The 16,851-nt window shown below is 70.9% G+C and carries 17 protein-coding genes; 7 read left to right on the top strand and 10 right to left on the bottom strand.

Annotated elements, in window-relative coordinates; translation table 11 throughout:
* The first annotated feature begins 35 nt into the window (after positions 1-35).
* From J7E45_RS09585 to J7E45_RS09565, 5 genes are read left to right on the top strand one after another with little or no spacing between them, the layout of a single operon-like run.
* Positions 36-932: an SIS domain-containing protein gene (locus J7E45_RS09585; protein ID WP_215068800.1), complete on the top strand. Its 897-nt coding sequence runs from the start codon at positions 36-38 to the stop codon at positions 930-932.
* A 24-nt stretch (positions 933-956) separates the two neighbouring features.
* Entirely contained in the window at positions 957-1,949 is a 993-nt protein-coding gene (locus J7E45_RS09580; RefSeq protein ID WP_251053576.1) for an ROK family protein, read from the top strand.
* Positions 1,946-2,890 carry a 1-phosphofructokinase family hexose kinase gene (locus J7E45_RS09575; protein ID WP_215068798.1) on the top strand — a complete coding sequence of 315 codons (945 nt, stop codon included), beginning with the start codon at positions 1,946-1,948 and terminating at the stop codon, positions 2,888-2,890. Before J7E45_RS09580 ends, J7E45_RS09575 begins: the two co-directional genes overlap by 4 nt.
* Positions 2,887-3,810, top strand: a complete 924-nt coding sequence (locus J7E45_RS09570) for a class II fructose-bisphosphate aldolase (RefSeq protein WP_308162092.1) — start codon at positions 2,887-2,889, stop codon at positions 3,808-3,810. The genes J7E45_RS09575 and J7E45_RS09570 overlap by 4 nt, the downstream gene beginning before the upstream one ends.
* On the top strand, positions 3,807-4,583 hold the full coding sequence (locus J7E45_RS09565) for a DeoR/GlpR family DNA-binding transcription regulator (protein WP_091033372.1): 777 nt from the start codon (positions 3,807-3,809) through the stop codon (positions 4,581-4,583). The genes J7E45_RS09570 and J7E45_RS09565 overlap by 4 nt, the downstream gene beginning before the upstream one ends.
* Positions 4,584-5,030: 447 nt before the next feature.
* Here the strand turns inward: J7E45_RS09565 and J7E45_RS09560 are convergent, their stop codons facing one another.
* From J7E45_RS09560 to J7E45_RS09545, 4 genes are all read right to left on the bottom strand, one after another.
* Complete coding sequence (locus tag J7E45_RS09560) at positions 5,031-7,481, bottom strand: CHAT domain-containing protein (protein ID WP_215068795.1); 2,451 nt, start codon at positions 7,479-7,481, stop codon at positions 5,031-5,033.
* A gap of 303 nt (positions 7,482-7,784) precedes the next feature.
* Positions 7,785-9,350 (bottom strand): S8/S53 family peptidase, encoded by a 1,566-nt coding sequence (locus J7E45_RS09555; RefSeq protein ID WP_215068793.1) that lies wholly within the window; start codon positions 9,348-9,350, stop codon positions 7,785-7,787.
* A gap of 56 nt (positions 9,351-9,406) precedes the next feature.
* Positions 9,407-9,862 carry a hypothetical protein gene (locus J7E45_RS09550; protein ID WP_091033358.1) on the bottom strand — a complete coding sequence of 152 codons (456 nt, stop codon included), beginning with the start codon at positions 9,860-9,862 and terminating at the stop codon, positions 9,407-9,409.
* Positions 9,859-10,536 (bottom strand): RNA polymerase sigma factor, encoded by a 678-nt coding sequence (locus tag J7E45_RS09545; protein WP_244175984.1) that lies wholly within the window; start codon positions 10,534-10,536, stop codon positions 9,859-9,861. Before J7E45_RS09545 ends, J7E45_RS09550 begins: the two co-directional genes overlap by 4 nt.
* A gap of 69 nt (positions 10,537-10,605) precedes the next feature.
* Here J7E45_RS09545 and J7E45_RS09540 point away from each other — a divergent pair, with 69 nt between their 5' ends.
* On the top strand, positions 10,606-10,824 hold the full coding sequence (locus tag J7E45_RS09540) for an SCO4848 family membrane protein (protein ID WP_029263211.1): 219 nt from the start codon (positions 10,606-10,608) through the stop codon (positions 10,822-10,824).
* A 24-nt stretch (positions 10,825-10,848) separates the two neighbouring features.
* Here J7E45_RS09540 and J7E45_RS09535 read toward each other — a convergent pair whose 3' ends face one another.
* Positions 10,849-12,225: an MFS transporter gene (locus J7E45_RS09535; RefSeq protein WP_215068791.1), complete on the bottom strand. Its 1,377-nt coding sequence runs from the start codon at positions 12,223-12,225 to the stop codon at positions 10,849-10,851.
* A 74-nt stretch (positions 12,226-12,299) separates the two neighbouring features.
* Between J7E45_RS09535 and J7E45_RS09530 the strand changes: the two genes are divergently transcribed.
* Positions 12,300-12,890, top strand: coding sequence for a helix-turn-helix domain-containing protein (locus J7E45_RS09530; RefSeq protein WP_215068789.1), 591 nt, complete (start codon positions 12,300-12,302; stop codon positions 12,888-12,890).
* Positions 12,891-12,902: 12 nt separating this feature from the next.
* Here the strand turns inward: J7E45_RS09530 and J7E45_RS09525 are convergent, their stop codons facing one another.
* The 5 genes from J7E45_RS09525 to J7E45_RS09505 all read right to left on the bottom strand — a co-directional run bounded on the left by J7E45_RS09525 (position 12,903) and on the right by J7E45_RS09505 (position 16,842).
* Positions 12,903-14,012 carry an aromatic acid exporter family protein gene (locus J7E45_RS09525; protein WP_215068787.1) on the bottom strand — a complete coding sequence of 370 codons (1,110 nt, stop codon included), beginning with the start codon at positions 14,010-14,012 and terminating at the stop codon, positions 12,903-12,905.
* Between the two features lie 208 nt (positions 14,013-14,220).
* Positions 14,221-14,907: a hypothetical protein gene (locus J7E45_RS09520; RefSeq protein WP_091027707.1), complete on the bottom strand. Its 687-nt coding sequence runs from the start codon at positions 14,905-14,907 to the stop codon at positions 14,221-14,223.
* Positions 14,907-15,821: an ABC transporter ATP-binding protein gene (locus tag J7E45_RS09515; RefSeq protein WP_215068785.1), complete on the bottom strand. Its 915-nt coding sequence runs from the start codon at positions 15,819-15,821 to the stop codon at positions 14,907-14,909. Before J7E45_RS09515 ends, J7E45_RS09520 begins: the two co-directional genes overlap by 1 nt.
* On the bottom strand, positions 15,818-16,207 hold the full coding sequence (locus J7E45_RS09510; RefSeq protein ID WP_215068783.1) for a GntR family transcriptional regulator: 390 nt from the start codon (positions 16,205-16,207) through the stop codon (positions 15,818-15,820). Before J7E45_RS09510 ends, J7E45_RS09515 begins: the two co-directional genes overlap by 4 nt.
* 98 nt (positions 16,208-16,305) lie before the next feature.
* Positions 16,306-16,842 carry a GbsR/MarR family transcriptional regulator gene (locus tag J7E45_RS09505; protein WP_251053574.1) on the bottom strand — a complete coding sequence of 179 codons (537 nt, stop codon included), beginning with the start codon at positions 16,840-16,842 and terminating at the stop codon, positions 16,306-16,308.
* Positions 16,843-16,851: the final 9 nt, after the last annotated feature.

The raw sequence follows: 16,851 nt of genomic DNA, 5'->3' as shown, positions 1-16,851 counted from the left end.
ACAAGTACGCAACATCTCGCCAGAAAGGCACCCCGATGACTGAGTCGCTTCCCGGCGCGCACATGCGCGAAGAACTCCATTCCCAGCCGCAGATGTGGGCACGAGCTGCCGACCTCACGGCCGAGCAGGGCATGCTCCCCGCCACGGGTGCGCGGGTCGCGGTCGTCGGCTGCGGCACGTCGTGGTTCATGGCGCAGTCGTATGCCGCGCTCCGCGAGACCGCAGGCCACGGCGAGACCGATGCGTTCGCGGCTTCCGAGGCGTTCATCGACCGCGGATACGACGCCGTCGTCGCGTTGACCCGGTCCGGCACGACCAGCGAGGTGCTCGAGCTCGTCGATCGCGTCAAGGGACGCATCCACACCGTCGGGGTCATCGGCGACCCGACCTCGCCGCTCGCGTCGCTCGTCGACGAGGCGGTGCTGCTGCCGTTCGCCGACGAGCAGTCCGTGGTGCAGACCCGTTTCGCGACGACAGCCCTCGCCCTGTTCCGTGCCTCGCTCGGCGAAGACCTGACCGCGGCCATCGCCGATGCCGAGGCCGTGCTGGCGGAGCCCGGCGATGACGAGCTGCGCGACGCCGAGCAGTACACGTTCCTCGGACGCGGTTGGACGATCGGTCTCGCCCACGAAGCCGCCCTCAAACTGCGGGAGTCTTCGCAGTCGTGGACCGAGGCGTATCCGTCGATGGACTACCGCCACGGCCCGATCGCCATCGCGGCTCCCGGAAGGGTCACGTGGCAGTTCGGCGAAGCGCCGGAGGGACTCGCTGGCGAGGTGGCGGCGACCGGTGCCCGTTTCGAGCAGCGGGCGATCGACCCGCTCGCCGACCTCGTCCGGCTGCATCGCACGGCCCTCGACCGCGCGGTGAAGCGCGGACTGGACCCGGATCAGCCGCGCAACCTCACGCGATCCGTCATCCTGGATGCATGACCCCACTCACGGCCGGAGCCGATGATGATCGACCCTGACGCGGCGGCGGCCGTTCCCGACGTCGAGCGTGACGCGGCGGGAGAGAAGCTCTCCGACGTGCGCGCGCTCGGCGTCGGCGCGCCGGTGCTGGCGTTCGACGTGGGCGGAACCGACATCAAGTCGGCGCTGTTCGACGCCGATGGGACCGCGCTCGGGCTCCGTCGCACGCCCACGCCGATCGCCGACGGCGACCGCACGCAGGTGCTGCTCGAGCGTCTCGAAGTACTGGCGGCCGAGCTCCGCGCGGCGCATCCCGACGTCGTTCCGCAGGCGGCCGGACTCGTGGTGCCGGGGATCGTGGATGCCGACGCCGGGGTCGGCGTCTTCGCGAGCAATCTCGGTTGGCACGACTCACCGCTGCGCGACCTCGCCTCCGACCGGCTGGGCCTGCCCGTGGCGTTCGATCACGATGTCCGCGCGGCGAGCTGGGCGGAGCGTCGCCTCGGTGGCGCCCGCGACTACGCCGATGCCGTCGTGCTGGTGATCGGCACGGGCATCGCGGGCGCACTGCTCGTGGGCGGTGTGCCGTACACCGCGGGCGGCTACGCGGGCGAGATCGGGCACTCGCCCATCGCCGACGGGCCGATCTGTCCCTGCGGGGCGCGCGGCTGCCTCGAAGCCGTCGCCTCGGCGGGGGCCATCGCGCGGCGCTACCGAGAGGCGACCGGCATCGCGCCCGACGGGGCCAAAGACGTGATCGCCCGCGCGGCCGCCGGTGACGAGGTCGCCGCAGAGATCTGGAACTCGGCGCTCGACGCCCTCACGATGTCGCTCGCGCAGCTCACCGCGGTCGTCGCGCCGCAGGCCGTGGTCATCGGCGGCGGTCTGTCTCGTGCCGGCGGGGCGCTCTTCGACGAACTGCGAAGGCGCCTCGCGGACCGGCTCAGCTTCCACCGCATCCCCGCGCTCGTCCCCGCCGAACTCTCCGGCAACGCCGGTCTGCTCGGTGCCGCCCTGCGTGCAAGGGAGCTCACGTGATCCTCACCGTCACCCCCAACCCCGCACTCGACCTCACCTGGCACATCGATCGGCTCGTCGAGGGCGGCACGCACCGGGCGGATGCCGGAGTCGCGCGCGCCGGCGGCAAGGGGCTCAACGTCGCCCGCGTGGCATACGCCGAAGGCGCGGAGGTGCTCGCGGTCACCACGGCAGGCGGTCGCGTCGGCGAGGAGTTCGCCGCCGAACTCGCTGCCAGCGCAGTGCCGCATGCCCTCGTGTCGGTGGCCGCCGAGACCCGTCGCAGCATCGCCGTGGTCGACGAGTCCGCCGGCGACACCACGATCATCAACGAGCGCGGAGTCAACTCGGCCGACAGCGAGTGGGCCGACCTCCTCGCCGAGGTCGTCGAACGGCTGCCGACCGCGAGCGTTCTCGTCGTCTCCGGCAGTGTGCCGCCGGGCGCCCCGGACTCGCTGATCCCCATGTTCATCGCGGTGGGGAAGGACGCGGGGATCCCGGTCATCGCCGACACCTCGGGCCCCGCTCTCCTGCGCGCGGCGGATGCCGGAGCCGACGTGCTGAAGCCCAATGCGGCCGAACTCATCGAAGCCACCGGCATCACCGATCCGGTCGAGGCTGCCCGTTCGCTGATCGCGCGCGGCGCCGAGCTCGTGCTGCTCTCGCTGGGCGCCGACGGCATGCTCGCCGTCACCGCCTCCGACCTGGTGCACGCGCGCCTCGATGAGCCGCTTGCGGGCAACCCCACCGGTGCCGGAGATGCCGGTGTGGCCGCGTGCGCCGTGCTGTACGCGGAGGGCGAGCGCGATCCCGAGCAGATCCTCCGACGGGCCACGGCCTGGTCCGCCGCCGCGGTGCTCGCCCCGCTCGCCGGCGACATCTCCCCGCGCTGGCGCGCACTCGAACAGCAGCTGCGCGTCTCGCGTCCCGACCCTGAATCGTTCCGGAAGGACCCTTCGTGACCCTCGTCTCCGCCCGCGACCTCGTCTCCGCCGCATCCGCTGCCGGCACGGGGATCGGCGCGTTCAACGTGATCCACCTCGAGACCGCCGAAGGACTCGTGCGTGCCGCCGCCCTCGCCGAGCTGCCCGTGATCCTGCAGATCTCGCAGAACTGCGCCGACTATCACGGCGGGCTCGAGCCGATCGCACTGGCCACACTCGCGGTTGCCCGACGCGCGCAGATGCCGGTCGCCGTGCACCTCGATCACGCCGAACGACCCGAGCTGGTCGACGAGGCCATCGCACTGGGCTTCGGGTCGGTCATGTTCGACGGCGGCGCGCTGCCCTATGACGACAACGTGGCGCTCACGGCATCCGTCGCCGCTCGGGCGCACGCGGCCGGGGTCTACGTCGAGGGCGAGCTGGGCGAGGTGGGGGGCAAGGACGGCGCTCACGCGCCGGGTGTGCGCACCGACCCCGATGAGGCGCGGGCTTTCGTCGCGGCGACCGGAGTCGATGCGCTCGCGGTCGCGGTGGGTTCCTCCCACGCGATGACCGACCGCACGGCGTCGCTCGACCTCGACCTGATCGCCAGGCTGCATGCGGCGCTGCCGGTTCCGCTCGTGCTGCACGGATCCTCGGGGGTGGCGGATGCCGTGATCGCGGATGCCGTGCGCGCCGGGATGACCAAGATCAACGTCTCCACGCACCTCAACGGCTTCTTCACCCGTGCGGTGCGGGAGAAGCTCGACGCGGATGAACGGCTGGTCGACTCGCGCAAGTACCTCGCACCTGCGCGCGACGCGCTCGCCGTCGAGGCTGCCCGCCTGCTCCGCCTGTTCGCGTCGCCGTCGCAGATTCGCACTCAGATCGCAGAGAATCCGGGGAACTCTGCGACCTCGACGGGAATCGACGACACCGTGCAGGGCGCTCGGCGATGAAGCGGGCAGCGCGGCTGAACGCGATCCTCGACCTGCTGGCCGCGAGCGGCGAGGTCACCGTCGAGGATCTCGTGGAGCAGTTCGGAGCCTCGTCGGCCACGACCCGCCGCGACCTCGACACGCTCGCCGAGCAGCGGCTGCTCACCCGTACGCACGGTGGTGCGGTGGCACAGGCCGTCGCCTACGAGCTGCCGATCCGCTACAAGAGCCACCTGCGCACGCAGGAGAAGGACAGCATCGCGCAGACCGCGGCGGGCCTCGTCGCCCCCGGCATGGTGGTCGGGCTGTCCGGCGGCACCACGACCACGGCGATCGCGGCTGCGCTCGCCGCCCGAGACGACCTGTCCGGCAACGGCGGCATCACCGTCGTCACGAATGCCGTGAACATCGCCGCCCAGCTCGCCACGCGGCCCGACATCAAGGTCGTCGTCACCGGGGGCGTCATCCACTCGCGCAGCTACGAGCTCGTCGGTCCGTTCGTCGAACAGCTGCTGCGCGGGGTGCGGCTTGACATCGCCTTCATCGGCGTGAACGGGATGGATGCCGCCGCGGGTGCCACCACGCAGGACGAACGTGAGGCTGCCGTCAACCGCATGATGGCGGAGCGCGCCCGGCGCGCGGTCGTGGTCACCGACGGCAGCAAACTCGGCGTCGAGGCCTTCTCGACGGTCGGCGGTGTCGAGCTCTTCCCGACCGTGATCACGGATGCGGGAGCGGATGCCGAGGCGCTCGCCGCGCTGCGCGCCGCCGGCTATGCGGTGCTCGTCGCCTGAGGGTCGTGGTCCCTCGCTCGGTGCTAGCTGAGAAGACGGACGTACTGGGGGCGGGCCCTCAGCGCACAGCCTGAAGGAGTTCTCCCGTTCTGAAGGACCGATTCGCGCATCCGGTCCTTCATTCCGCGAGATCTCCTTCGAAACGGGTCCCGCCCGCCGGCGACCTGCGGCGCTCGTTGCCTGACCCCGGACGCCCCTGAGCCCGGACACCCCAAGGGCCCCGACGTCCCCAGATCGTCGAGGCCCTATGAGGGCGCCGCGGCTGCATGCCGCGACACCCCCGAGCAGATGGTGTCCGTGTCGTACTCACGCTCCCCAGCGCGCTTGATATCCCCAGATCCGACTGCGCCTCCCTCGCGCCTCAACCCTTCGAGGCCCTTCGCATGGCACCTTCCGAAGAACAGGAGCGTGCGGCACCGGTTCTGATACACCGAATGGAGAAAAAGATCAGAATCCGTCTCCGTGACACTGGAACGGGGCGCTCAGACCGGTGTCGACGGTGGCTCGTGCGAGGGCGGCTGAGGGCGTCGCGCCCTCGGACAGGCCGACGTGCACAGCGCTCAGCAGCTCGGCCGCCACCTCGTCGGGGACGGCGACCGGGGCGGCGATCACGCAGTCCGCGCCCGCGTGCAGCCACACCCGCGTCATCCCGAGTGCCTCCTCGCCCCAGCGCACCGAGGAACGCCCGAGCTCGCAGGCAGAGAGGATCACGGTCGCGGGGACGCGCGGAATCAGGTCGACGTCGTAGCCGAAGAGGATGCCGTCGGCGAGCTCGAAGCCCGAGAACAGGGGGTTGTCCACCGCATGTCTGCCGTGCGCGGCGATGTGCAGCACGTCGCTGTCCGACGCGAGTTCGGTGGCTGCCGCCACCGTGGCCTCGCCGCTCTCGAGGATCCGTGTCGCCACACCCCCGCCGTTCCAGGTGGCCGCCGCCCGCCGCACCTCCTCGCCGGCACGGGGGACGCGCGGTCCCGCGGCGAATCCGATCGTCGACGGGCGTCCGCCGACGGAGGCCGTGCCGCCCAGCAGCCGCGACACCGACGTCGCGAGCGTGAACGGGACGCCGGTCATACCGGGCAGCATCGCCCACGGCACTCCGCCGAGAGCTCCCGGCACGGTGATCGCCAGACGGTGCGCTGACGGTGCGGCCAGGAGCAGCGGCGCGACCAGTTCGGCATCCAGCAGCGACAACCGCGACGAGAGTGCGCGCGCGGTCACGGCGCCCATCAGACCGCCGCGGGTCATCGCGGCCATGTCGAGGTCGGCGCGCAGACCGTCGAGCGCGGATCGCACGCGGGGCCACGACAGGTCGACGACTGTCGCCCCCGAGCGTGTCACCACGATCCCGTGCAGCGCGGAGCCGGTGAAGACGTACGACAGGACGGCGGTGTCGGGATCGAGCAACGTCGTCGCCTCGGCGAGCCCGAGCCGCTCACGGGTGCCGCCCGACCCCGTCGCGGCCCACTGCCGCTCGCGCACCCGGTCGCGCAGCACGCGCACGCGAGCGTCCGTCGTCCAGTCGGCGCCCGCGAGCTCGGCGCGCAGCATCCGCAGTTCCGCCAGATCGACGGCCAGCGAATCGTCGCGCGGAGGCCGCACCGGAGCAACCTGCTGGCTGAGGTGGCGGGCGCGCTCCGACCACTCGAACATCGTCGCGGGATCGTGCAGGCGCGCGGCGGCGGCGAGGCCGGCGTACATCAGGTCGGCGCCGTGCATGGCGACCGAGGCCTGCAGGTCGAGGGCGCCGAACGACTGCTGCCAGGCGGTGAGCAGTTCGAGGCCGTCGGCGGCGGCCCGCAGCGCATCGCGGTCGCGACCTCGTGCGGCAGCGCGCGCGACCCTGACCTCGTGGGCGCGGAGCCGGAGCGGCGTCGGGGCGCTGTCGTCGAGCCGCGGCAGGCGTCCGGCGCCGTCGCGTCGTGCGCTCAGGCGCAGGCCGGTCGCCTCGGTGCGGAATCCGGCATGGTCGAGGGCTCTGGCGGTACGGGTGAAGGCGGCTGCGTCGATGGGGCGCTCCGGCTTCGCCCGCTGCCGTGCTTCGAGCCGCACCGCTTCGGCTCGAGCCGCCCATCCGTGGTTCGTGAGCGCGGTGAAGCGCCGTGCCGCCGTGCGGGCGGTGCGCTCGGCGGCAGCCGGATCATGGCGCAGCAGCGAGCGCGCGAGGTGGAACTCGGCTTCACCCCTGGCCTGCGGCATCCGCTGCGCGCCGAACTCCGCGGCGACCCGGCCCAGCAGGGTCTCGGCCTCGGTGGTGAGGCCGGCGTCGCGAAGAACCTCGGCGCGGTCGAGGTCGCTGATCGCGGCGGCCAGATCGCTGATCGCGGCGAGCGTCGGGCGGGAGCGGGTCATCAGGGTGAGTGCGCTGACGAGGTCGCCGCCCAGCAGCGCCGCGTAGCCGAGGTTGTGCCGCGCCTCGGCGAGCGGCTCCTGGTCGTCGTTCGCCTCGTACACGGCCACCGCGCGCCGCAGGTCTTCCATGCACGTGTCGAGCTCGCGCTGCTGCATGCGCACGACCGAGCGGTTCATCAGACAGTTCGCGAGCTCGGTGGTCTCGTCGCCGATCGCGGTGAACGTGTCGATGGCGCGGCTGAGCTCGACCTCGGCCGCCGCCAGCGTGCCGGCGTGCATGAGGAGCACGCCGAGCTGACCGCTGAGCACGGCGATCGTCTCGGCGCGCAGTCCGGAGCGGCGGAGGGCGTCGCGGCACAGCTGCTCGGCCGCCGTCGGCTGCCCGGTCTGCGCGAGGACGTAGGCGGTCGTGCCGTCGATGCGGGCGCGCAGATCGGGATCGTCGGTGCGGGCGGATGCCGTGTCGAGCGCGCGCCGCGCCTGCGTGAACCGTCTCGCGTTCGCCGCCTCGACTCCGCGCCGGTGCAGCTCGTTGGCGGACAGGGGCATCCGTCCAGAATGCCCTGCCCCGCGCCTGGGCGGAAGAGCGGGGGTGCAGGCCGTTCGGCTGCGGCATCCGCCGGCGGGTCCGTCGGGTCGGCGACGGCGTACGGATGTCGGGTGCGCGGCGTACGGATGTCGGGAGGAATCACGGATGCCGGGCGACACGCCGCGGATCCGTCCGACAGGTGTGCATCGGTCCGACAAGTGGACGGCGGGGGACCGGACCGGGACCGGACCGGGACCGAACTCGGGCCGAACACCCAAGACGGACCGCCCGTATCGGTGCGGGCGGTCCGGCTCGGGGGTGGGTCAGGTCGGGTCGACCGGTGTCGGCAGGGACTTCAGCACAGCGGCGACGGCCTTCCTGGCGGCATTCGGGGCCGCACCGCCGACCGGCACGGTGCCGAGCTGCGCAGCGATGCGTCCGGCGACATACGGTGCCGCGAACGACGTGCCGCTCCAGATCGCGAACCCGCCTCGATAGTCGTCGGGGTCGATCGTCTCGCGGCGGAGGCCGTCGACGTCTGCGCGTGTGGCCGCCTGCGAGCCGCCGACGAAGGCGGGCGAGGTGCTCACCACGGCAGCGCCCGGGGCGTAGGTCTGCACCCACGGACCGACGTTCGAGAAGAGGGCGACGGACTGCGCCGAGGGGTTGAGCGCCCCGACCGACACGAGAGGTGCGCCCTTGTCGGCGGGGATGCCGTTGTGCGAGTCGGGCCACGGCCACAGCGATGCCGGGAACGAGGGCCGATCGATGGCGTCGTTGCCCGCCGAGCACACGACGACGCAGCCGAGCTCCCGCGCCTTCGCCAGCAGCTGATGCAGCGTGAGGCTGAACATCTTGTCGACCGGCGTCTCGTGGTAGTAGCTGAGCGACAGGTTCAGCACGTCGATCGGGAAGCCCGTCGTCGGGTCCTCGCGGTGCCGGATCAGCAGCGTGACGACCTGTGCGACCGTGTCGAGCAAGGTGCTCTCGTCGACTACGCCCAGTGCGCCCGCCACGCGGATCGAGAGGATGTCGGCATCCGGTGCCGCCTGCCGGACGAGCCCCGCGATGAAGGTGCCGTGGCCGGCGACCGCGTCGATCGCGCCGTCGAGCTGTCCGTACAGGTCGGGGTAGCGTTCCGGGTCGGCGTCGTCCGTCAGGCCCACGGGCACGCCGTCGAGGTCGACATGCCGGGTGACGATGTCGTCGGGAAGCCAGGCGTGCTCGCCGCATCCCGTGTCGAGCACCGCGATGACGGGTCGCCGCCCGCGTTTCGGCGCCGGTCCGCGCACGGGAGCAGGGCCGAGCCAGGTCACCGGCTGCCGCGCGCCCCTCCCGGGCTCGAGGTAGTCGTCGCTGCCCGCGGCGCCCTCGCCGCGCACCGGGTTGGTCCGCGTGAACGGGTTGGTGCGGGTGAACGGGTTCGTGCGGGTGAACGGGTTGAGCCCGACCGGGTCGATGGACAGCACGTGGTCGAGGCTCGTCCGCGGCATCGGCGAGTGCGACATGCGGCGCGCGCGCTGGAGCACCCGCCAGGCGTCGGGCGAGAACGGGGCCTCGCCGCCCACCGGGTCGTCGGGGGTCGTCAACAGCAGGCGCTGGAATCTGGCGACGCCGGGAACCAGCTCGCCGTCGCCGATCTCGCGCGCTCCGCGTTCCTCCTCGAGCTGCCATCCGAAGATGTCCGCCGCATCGCGCAGCGTCCGCACCTCCTGGTCATAGGCTTCCTCGTCGCCGAGGGCTCGGGTGACCAGCAGTCGCTCCGGCAGGTACGCCGTCGGAAAGGCGCGGATGCCGTCAACGGGCTCCGTGCTCGGGTCGAGCGCAGTTCCCCGGCGGATCGATCCTTCCGCGCGGTCCTGCCAGGTCCATCCCTTGGGCTGCTCCATCGTCATCCTCTCGGTGCGGGTCGCCCCGCGGCTTCATCGACGGGCGGTGCCCGCGATCACAGCTCGAACTGCGGGGTCGCCAGCGTGCGCGTCTCGTCCCCGATCGCGGTCGTCAGGCGCACGCGCGTGAGACCGGGCGGCACCTCGTCGAACGCGAAGCGTCCGGTCTCCTCCGGCGAGGCCGAGATCGTCTTCTCGCCCTGTGTCAGGAAGACCTCTGCGGCACCGGTGTCGACCCAGCCGTCGACGCGGCGGCGGCCGGATGCGGTGCGCGTCACGTGCAGCAGGATGCTGGTGCTGCCGTCGCTGAACTGCAGGGTGAGAGCATCCGCCTCCCCTCGCACGGCGCCGAGCTGCCCCTCGACGAGGGTGAGCAGCGCGTACTCCCGGTTCAGCCCGTCGGCGGCGACGGCGGCGACCATGCGATCGATCAGTCCTGCGGGCACGGGGTCGACGTCGCTCCAGAGCGTGCGGAGCCGGGCGAACATCTCGGCATCTTCCTGAGCGCTCATGCGAGTCCCCCCTGGGCGGTCGGCGGTGCGTCCAGCAGCGCGCGCAGCTTGGCCAGACACCTATTGCGTGTCGGCCCGATGCTTCCGATGGGCATCGCGAGGTCGGTCGCGATGCGCGCGTAGTCGGGCCGGTCCTCGAAGGCGATCACGCGCAGCAGCTTCTGGCAGCGCTCGTTGAGGCGGCGTACGGCCGTCCACAGTCGACGGTTCTCGTCGCCGATCGTCGCGTGCTCTTCGGCCGAGGCCTGCTCGGGAAGGAGCGTATCGAGGTCGTCGGTGTCGGTCGTGTCGACCTTGCCGTGGGCCTTGGCGACCTTCCAGGCCTCGCGACGGGCGGTCGTGGTGAGCCAGGCCGACACGGCGCGGGGGTCGCTGATCGAGCCGTGCCCGCGCACGAGCTGCAGCCAGGTGGTCTGCACCACATCTTCCGCGAGCGTGCGTTCGAGCCCGTACGCGCGCACCACATGCCAGAGCACGGGGGTCATCAGTCGTACGAGCTCGTCCATCGCGCGGCCATCGCCCTCGCGCCATGCGCCGAACAGATCCGCGGCGCGCTCCCAGCGTGCGCGCCCGTCATCCGAAGCAGGATCGAGAGCGGCGCCGGGTGCGCCGTCGATCATGAAGCCCATTGTGATCACATCTACCAGGAGCACGGCAAGAGGATTCTGATACATGACTTCATCCAAGAATTCCGCGCGTGCTGCGCGGTCGGATGCGGCGGTGGATCTCGATAGCGTTGAGGGGTGATCGCCCTCTCCGTCGTGCTCTTCCTCAACGCCGCCTTCAACGCCGTCGTCTGGCCCCAGTTCTACAAGCGCGTCGCCCACGATCCGCGTGCGCGCGACGAGAACGGCAAGGCCACCGCGTTCCTCAAGGTGCACGCCGTCCTCATCGCGATCGCCCTGGTGCTCGCACTGGTCTCGGTGCTCGCCGGCGTCGCGGCGCTGACCGGCGCGCTCTAGCGCCGCACCTCTTCCGGAGGCGGGTCAGGCCGACTCGAACTCCTTCGCGTGCGCGGCCCACCGCGACTCGACGGGGAGTGCGCGCAGCGCCCGGTTGGTGACGGCCAGAGCCACGGATGCCAGGCACAGCGCGGCGCAGAGCAGCAGCGTCCATTCCCGCCCGACCCACGCGAGACCGAATCCGGCGATCAGCGGCGCGAGGGGCATCGCCCCCATGCCGAGCACACCGGCGGCGCTGTTGGCGCGGCCGAGCAGGTGCGTCGGCGTCGCGACCATGAAGTAGCCCATCATCCCGGCGTTGAGCGCGGGCACCAGGAGCACGGAGGCGCCGAGGACGACGGCGATCGCCCAGGGCGTCGTGACCATCGTGAGCGCGATGACCCCGACGGCCGCGACCGAGAGCCCGGCGATCGTCAGGATCCCGGCCTTGATGCGGGGGACGAGCAGGGGGGCGCACACGGCGCCGACGAGCATCACCGCACCGATCCCTGCGCTCAGCGTGCCGATGAGGAGTTCGGAGTGGCCGTCCTGCTGGAGCGAGTAGATGACGGTGGTGATCGCGGCGTTGAACCCCAGGTTCACGACCGTGGTGATGAGCAGGACTCCGCCGAGGTCGGGGCGGGAGAGCAGCCAGCCGAATGCCTCCCGCAGCTCGGCCCAGGCGTTCGGCTTGGCGGGGGCGGCCGACACAGAGGTGCCGAAACCCAGGTCATCCGTCGCCGCGACGGCGTGTTCAGCCACGACACGCCGCGGGTCGTCCGGGTCGTCTCCGTTTTCGTCGACCGCTCCAGCGTCGACCACCCCGGCGCGCCGCGCCTGGCGCCCCAGCATCCACGCGGTCAGTGCGGCGATCGCGTGGCAGAGGGTCATGACGACCCCGACCGCCCAGCCGCCGATGCCCAGCAGCAGACCGCCGAGCGGTCCTCCCGCGAGCTGGAGCGCGGCATCCCGGCCCTGGTTCGCGGCCTGCGCGCGACCCATCGCGTCGTCGGGGACGATCTCCTTGATCGCGCTCTCGCCGGCGACGTCGAAGAGTCCGCTGCGGGCGGCGAGGAGGATGTCGATCACCAGCAGCGAACCGAAGGTCATCGCGTCACCGAGGGCGAGCAGGGTGAAGGCCCCGGCCAGCACGATGCCGATGAGCGATCCGAGCAGCATCAGGGCGATGCGGCGGTGGCGGTCGGCGAGGACTCCGCCGGCGAGGGTCATAAGCAGGCGGGCGATCATTCCAGCCGCGCCGATGATGCCGGCCTGGGCCGGGTCATTCGTCACGATGAGCGCGAGCAGCGGGATCGCGAACCCGAAGAGCGCGGCCGCGAGGCCCTTGCTCGTGTCGCTCAGCAGCCAGGTGAGGTAGCGGGGGTTGCGCCACAGGCGATGGGGCTCGGTGAGGGTGCTCATGCGTCAAGGATAATTGCGCAAGAACAGTTGCGCAACTTCTATTGCGCAATTTTGAGTGCGGGTAGGATCGGCACATGGCAGCCGACACCAGCGAGAGCAAGGGCGACGATCCCGTCTGGATGACCTCGGCCATGCTCAAGGCCTACTCCCACCCGCTGCGGCGGCAGATGATCCGCCTGTTCTCACGCCGCGATTTCCTGCGAGCCGCCGACATCGCCGCCGAGCTCGGGGTGCCGGCCAACAGTGCGAGCTTCCACTTGCGTGCGCTCGCCGATGCCGGTCTCATCGAAGAGGCGCCCGAGCAGGCCCGCGATCGACGCGACCGTGTCTGGACCGGGCACAAGGGTCCCCTCAACCTGGGCGGCCCGGAAAGCCCCGTCGCCGACGAGGAGCTCGGCACTGCGGTGATCGCCGCGCTGGTGGAAGATCATCAGGATCTGATGCGCCGAGTGACCGCCTGGACCCCCGAGTATGTCGCCGGACGCACGACCGAGGTGCACGCCGCGTTCACCCAGCGCACGATCCGGTTGACCGAGTCCGAGTTCGACGACGCGATGGTGAAGATCAACGATGTGCTGAGTGCCGCCGACGATGCGCACGACAGCGCCGACCCCGACGGCCGCTACTGGCAGGTCGACGTGATCGCCGCCGACGACACCATCTGACGCGGACCGGAGTCAGTCCTCGGGCGACGAGCCCGTTCCGCTGAGGATCAGGATGCGGCGGAGGTGCATCGCGGTGAGCACCCCGGGCCCCATCGAACGGCGCACATCGACGGTGCGGCTGTCGACCGTCTCGAGCAGCAGTCGCGTGGCCCGCGCAGCTTCACCGCGGATGCGATGGTCTTCCGGCGTCGAGGCGTCGCCGCGCGCGATCACCTCGGCCACGGCGTGACACGCGGCGGACAGCGGCTCGGGAAGTGCGGGGTCGAGCGCGATGCCGGCCGGTCGGTCCCAGATGGTGTCGGCGATCGCGTCGGAGATGTCGCGGATGAGGTGCGCGATCCGGTCGAGAGTGGCGAGCTCCTCGTGGCTCTGCTCCATGCGCGACCGGTGCCCCTTCGCTCGCGGATTTCCGCGTCGGCTCTCGTCGGCCTCCACGAGTGCCAACCGCAGCTCGCCGGTCGTGTCGGCGAGCGAGGCCGCGTCGTCGGCCCACTGCTCGTGCTCCGGCGGCCACGACTCGGAGACCGCCGATCCGATGTCGTCGAGATGTCGGGCCAGCTGTTCGCGGAAGGCGGCCACTCGTCCCACCGCGGCGACTGTGAGCGGCGCCGGCGCGATCAGGACGTTGACCACGAGCCCGATGACGACCCCGACCGCGGTCTGCGTGAGGTAGCCGAGGGAGTAGTCGTCGGCGTTCTGCCCGCCGATGATCAGCACGAACAGCGCGGCCATCGGGACGTACTCGCGCCCGACGCCGAACCACCCCGTTCCGGAGACCAGCACGCCCACACCCACGACGAGCGGGATGGTCCACCACGTCGGCCCCACCGTGAGCACCACCACGGTGGCGAGGCCGATGCCGGTGGCGAGCCCGAGCAGTGTCTGGAAGCTCGACTTCGCCGACCCCATCAGTGTGGGGTACATGCTCACCAGCGCTCCGAGCGGGGCGTAGTAGGGGTACTCGTCGGTGACGCCCGGCATGTGCGGGGCGATCATCCAGGCGAGTCCGACCGCGAGCATCGTCTTCGCGACGAGCAGCAGGCGGGCGGGGAGGACGGCCTCGTGGAGCGCGCGGGCGATGCCTGCGCGGCGTGCGCGGAATCGGGGCTGGCTCTGCGTCACGGCATCCTCTCTTTCGGCGGGTGCGGCGGGTGCGGCGGGTGCGGGCGGGCGGGCGCGATGCCCGATTCTGCGAGCGTATGCGCGCGGTGCGCGGCCGGCGAGCGGGTTGCTTCCTCGGCCGGGTACCGGTAGCGCGCGGACGCGACGACGCCGGCCACCCGGGGAGGGTGGCCGGCGTCGTGGAGAGGTGCCGCGTGCGGACGTGTGCTTAAGGGATCGTCCGCCGGAAGGCGAGGAACGAGACGCCCGTGAGCACCGCGGTGACGAGGAGGCCCCAGAGCGCGAGACCGAGCGCGCCGAGGTCCATGATCCCCGCGCCGACGTGCGGCCAGAGGTCGAGCCGCGTCACCAGGAACACCAGGCCCAGCAGCACCAGGGAGAGCGCGATGCCGACGATGATGAGCACCAGCTGTCCCCAGCTCTTGTAGATCGTCGCGCCGGTGAAGCCGAGCACGAAGAAGAAGAGCGCGAGGGTGAAGTAGACGACGAAGGCGCCGCCCGGACCCGCATCCCACAGCCACGGCAGGTAGAACACGTAGCCGTTGACGCCGTAGCCGTTGGTGGCCACCTCGATGCCGCCTCCGATGAGGAACAGCACGCCCATGATCGCGCTGCCGAGTATCGCGGTGAGCAGCGTGCCGAAGAAGAACTCCCTGCGGGTGATGCTCATCGCCTGCGAGAACGGGAAGGTGAGCGTCATCGCCGACATCCCGATGGCGAAGAAGTACCAGAGCGGAGCCTGACCGCCGCCGCCGTACTTCGGGGTGTCGACCGGGATCATCGCGTAGATGAGGACCGAGATCACCACCGCTGCGGCGAGGATGATCAGCGGGTACCAGACGAAGGTGCCCTTGTTGATCAGCTGCAGCCGGATGACGTTGACTGTGCGTCGCATCAGCGGGCCTCCTCTTTCGTCACGGAGTCTCTGGCGGAGTGGGTGTCGGTCTTCTGGGTGAGACGGACGATCAGCTGCTGGAGCGACACCGGTGCGAGATCGAGACCGGATGCCGTGACCTCGGCCCGCTCATCGGCCGAGAGCGTGCCGAGCACGGTGACGGACGACACGCGCCCGAGTGCCTCGCGGTGCAGCACCTCGCGGCCCTGGACCCAGGCGTCGACCTTCGCGGCGTCGCCCACGATGGTCACGGCACGATCGCGGACGGCATCCGTGTCTTCGTTCAGGAGGATCTGGCCGTTGTCGATCACGATGACCTTCTCGATGAGGTTCGAGACCTCGTCGATCAGGTGCGACGACAGGATGACCGTGCGCGGGTGCTCGGCGTAGTCCTCGACCAGGCGGTCGTAGAAGATCTGCCGGGCGACCGCGTCGAGTCCCAGATAGGGCTCGTCGAAGAAGGTGATCTCGGCGCGCGAGGCGAGTCCGATGATCACTCCCACTGCGGAGAGCTGACCGCGGGAGAGCTTCTTGATCGTCTGCTTCATCGGCAGCTGGAACTCTTCGATGAGTTCGTCGGCGAACGCCTGGTCCCAGTGCGGGAAGAACAGGCTCGCGGCCTTGAAGGCGTGCTTCGGGTAGGCGTCGTCCGGGTACTTCTGGCTCTCCCGGACGAAGCAGATCCGGCTCAGGACGTGCGCGTTCTCGTACGGGTGCTCGCCGAACACCTTGACGGTGCCGGAGGACTCGAAGTTCTGCGCCGTGAGGATCGACATGAGTGTGGTCTTGCCGGCGCCGTTGCGGCCGAGGAGGCCGTAGATCGCGCCTCCCTCGATGGCGAGCGACACGTTGTCGAGCGCTCGCTTCTCCTTGTAGCGCTTGATGAGGTTCTGCACCTCGATGACAGCGGTCATGCGGGGGTCTTCCCTTCTGCGTCGGTGGTGAGTGCGGCGCGCTGCCGGAGCAGTGCCGCGAGGTCTTCGGCGCCGAGCCCCAGCGTGCGGGCCTCGGCGAGGAGGGGATCGATGTAGCGGTCGGCGAACAGCGCGCGGCGCTCGCCGAGAAGGACTTCCCTGGCGCCGTCGGCGACGAACATGCCGATGCCTCGGCGCTTGTAGAGCACTCCCTTGTCGGTGAGCATCGCGACTCCCTTCGCTGCGGTTGCGGGGTTGATCCGGTAGAACGCGGCGAGCTCGTTCGTCGAAGGAGCCTGTGCCTCCTCAGCGAGTGAGCCGTCGACGATCGAGTCCTCGATCTGCTCGGCGATCTGGAGGAAGAGCGGCTTGCCTTCTTCGATCACGAGTCCTCCGGTGGGTTAGTGGGTTACTTACTCGACTAAGTAACCATGGAACCTATCCGGTGTCAACCCCCTCCGCGGGGTGGGGCGGCGCGCGCGGGTCAGTCGCGGCGGTGGTCGCGCCAGTCCTCGACGATCTGCAGCATCCGCACGGAGAGGAAGCGGAAGAACTCGGCGAGCTCGACGGCCCGGTCATGGGCACCCTGATCCTCGTCGTGCTCGGCGGCGATGTCGTCGATGTACTCCGAGAGGCGGGCGTACACGGGCATGTTCCCGACGATCGAGCGGTAGAACGGGTCATGCACGAACTCGTAGCGGTCGCGCCGGTCGCCGGGGCGGGAACGCCGCTGGATGAAGTGCAGCTGCTGCAGGTACCGCACCGCACCCGACACCGCGGCGGCCGAGACGCCCAGGCGTTCCCCCAGCTGCGCAGCCGTGTACCCGCCGTCGGGAGCCGCGACCAGCGCCATCATCACGCGGGCCGGCATCCGTGGCATCCCGGCAGCGGTCATCATCGCCGCCGCCTGCTCGGCGGGCTCGACCCCGCGGTGGGAGTCGGAGGCGGATGCTTCGCCGACGGCGTCGCCTGCGCTCGCGGCATCCACGTCCGGCGCGTTCTCGGTGCTGTCGTCGGGCATCGGGTTCCT

The organism is Microbacterium sp. ISL-59, assembly GCF_018613945.1.
Taxonomy (GTDB): Bacteria; Actinomycetota; Actinomycetes; order Actinomycetales; family Microbacteriaceae; genus Microbacterium; species Microbacterium oxydans_B.
Note: the sequence above shows the minus strand (reverse complement) of the source record. Positions and strands in the feature narration are given on the sequence as shown.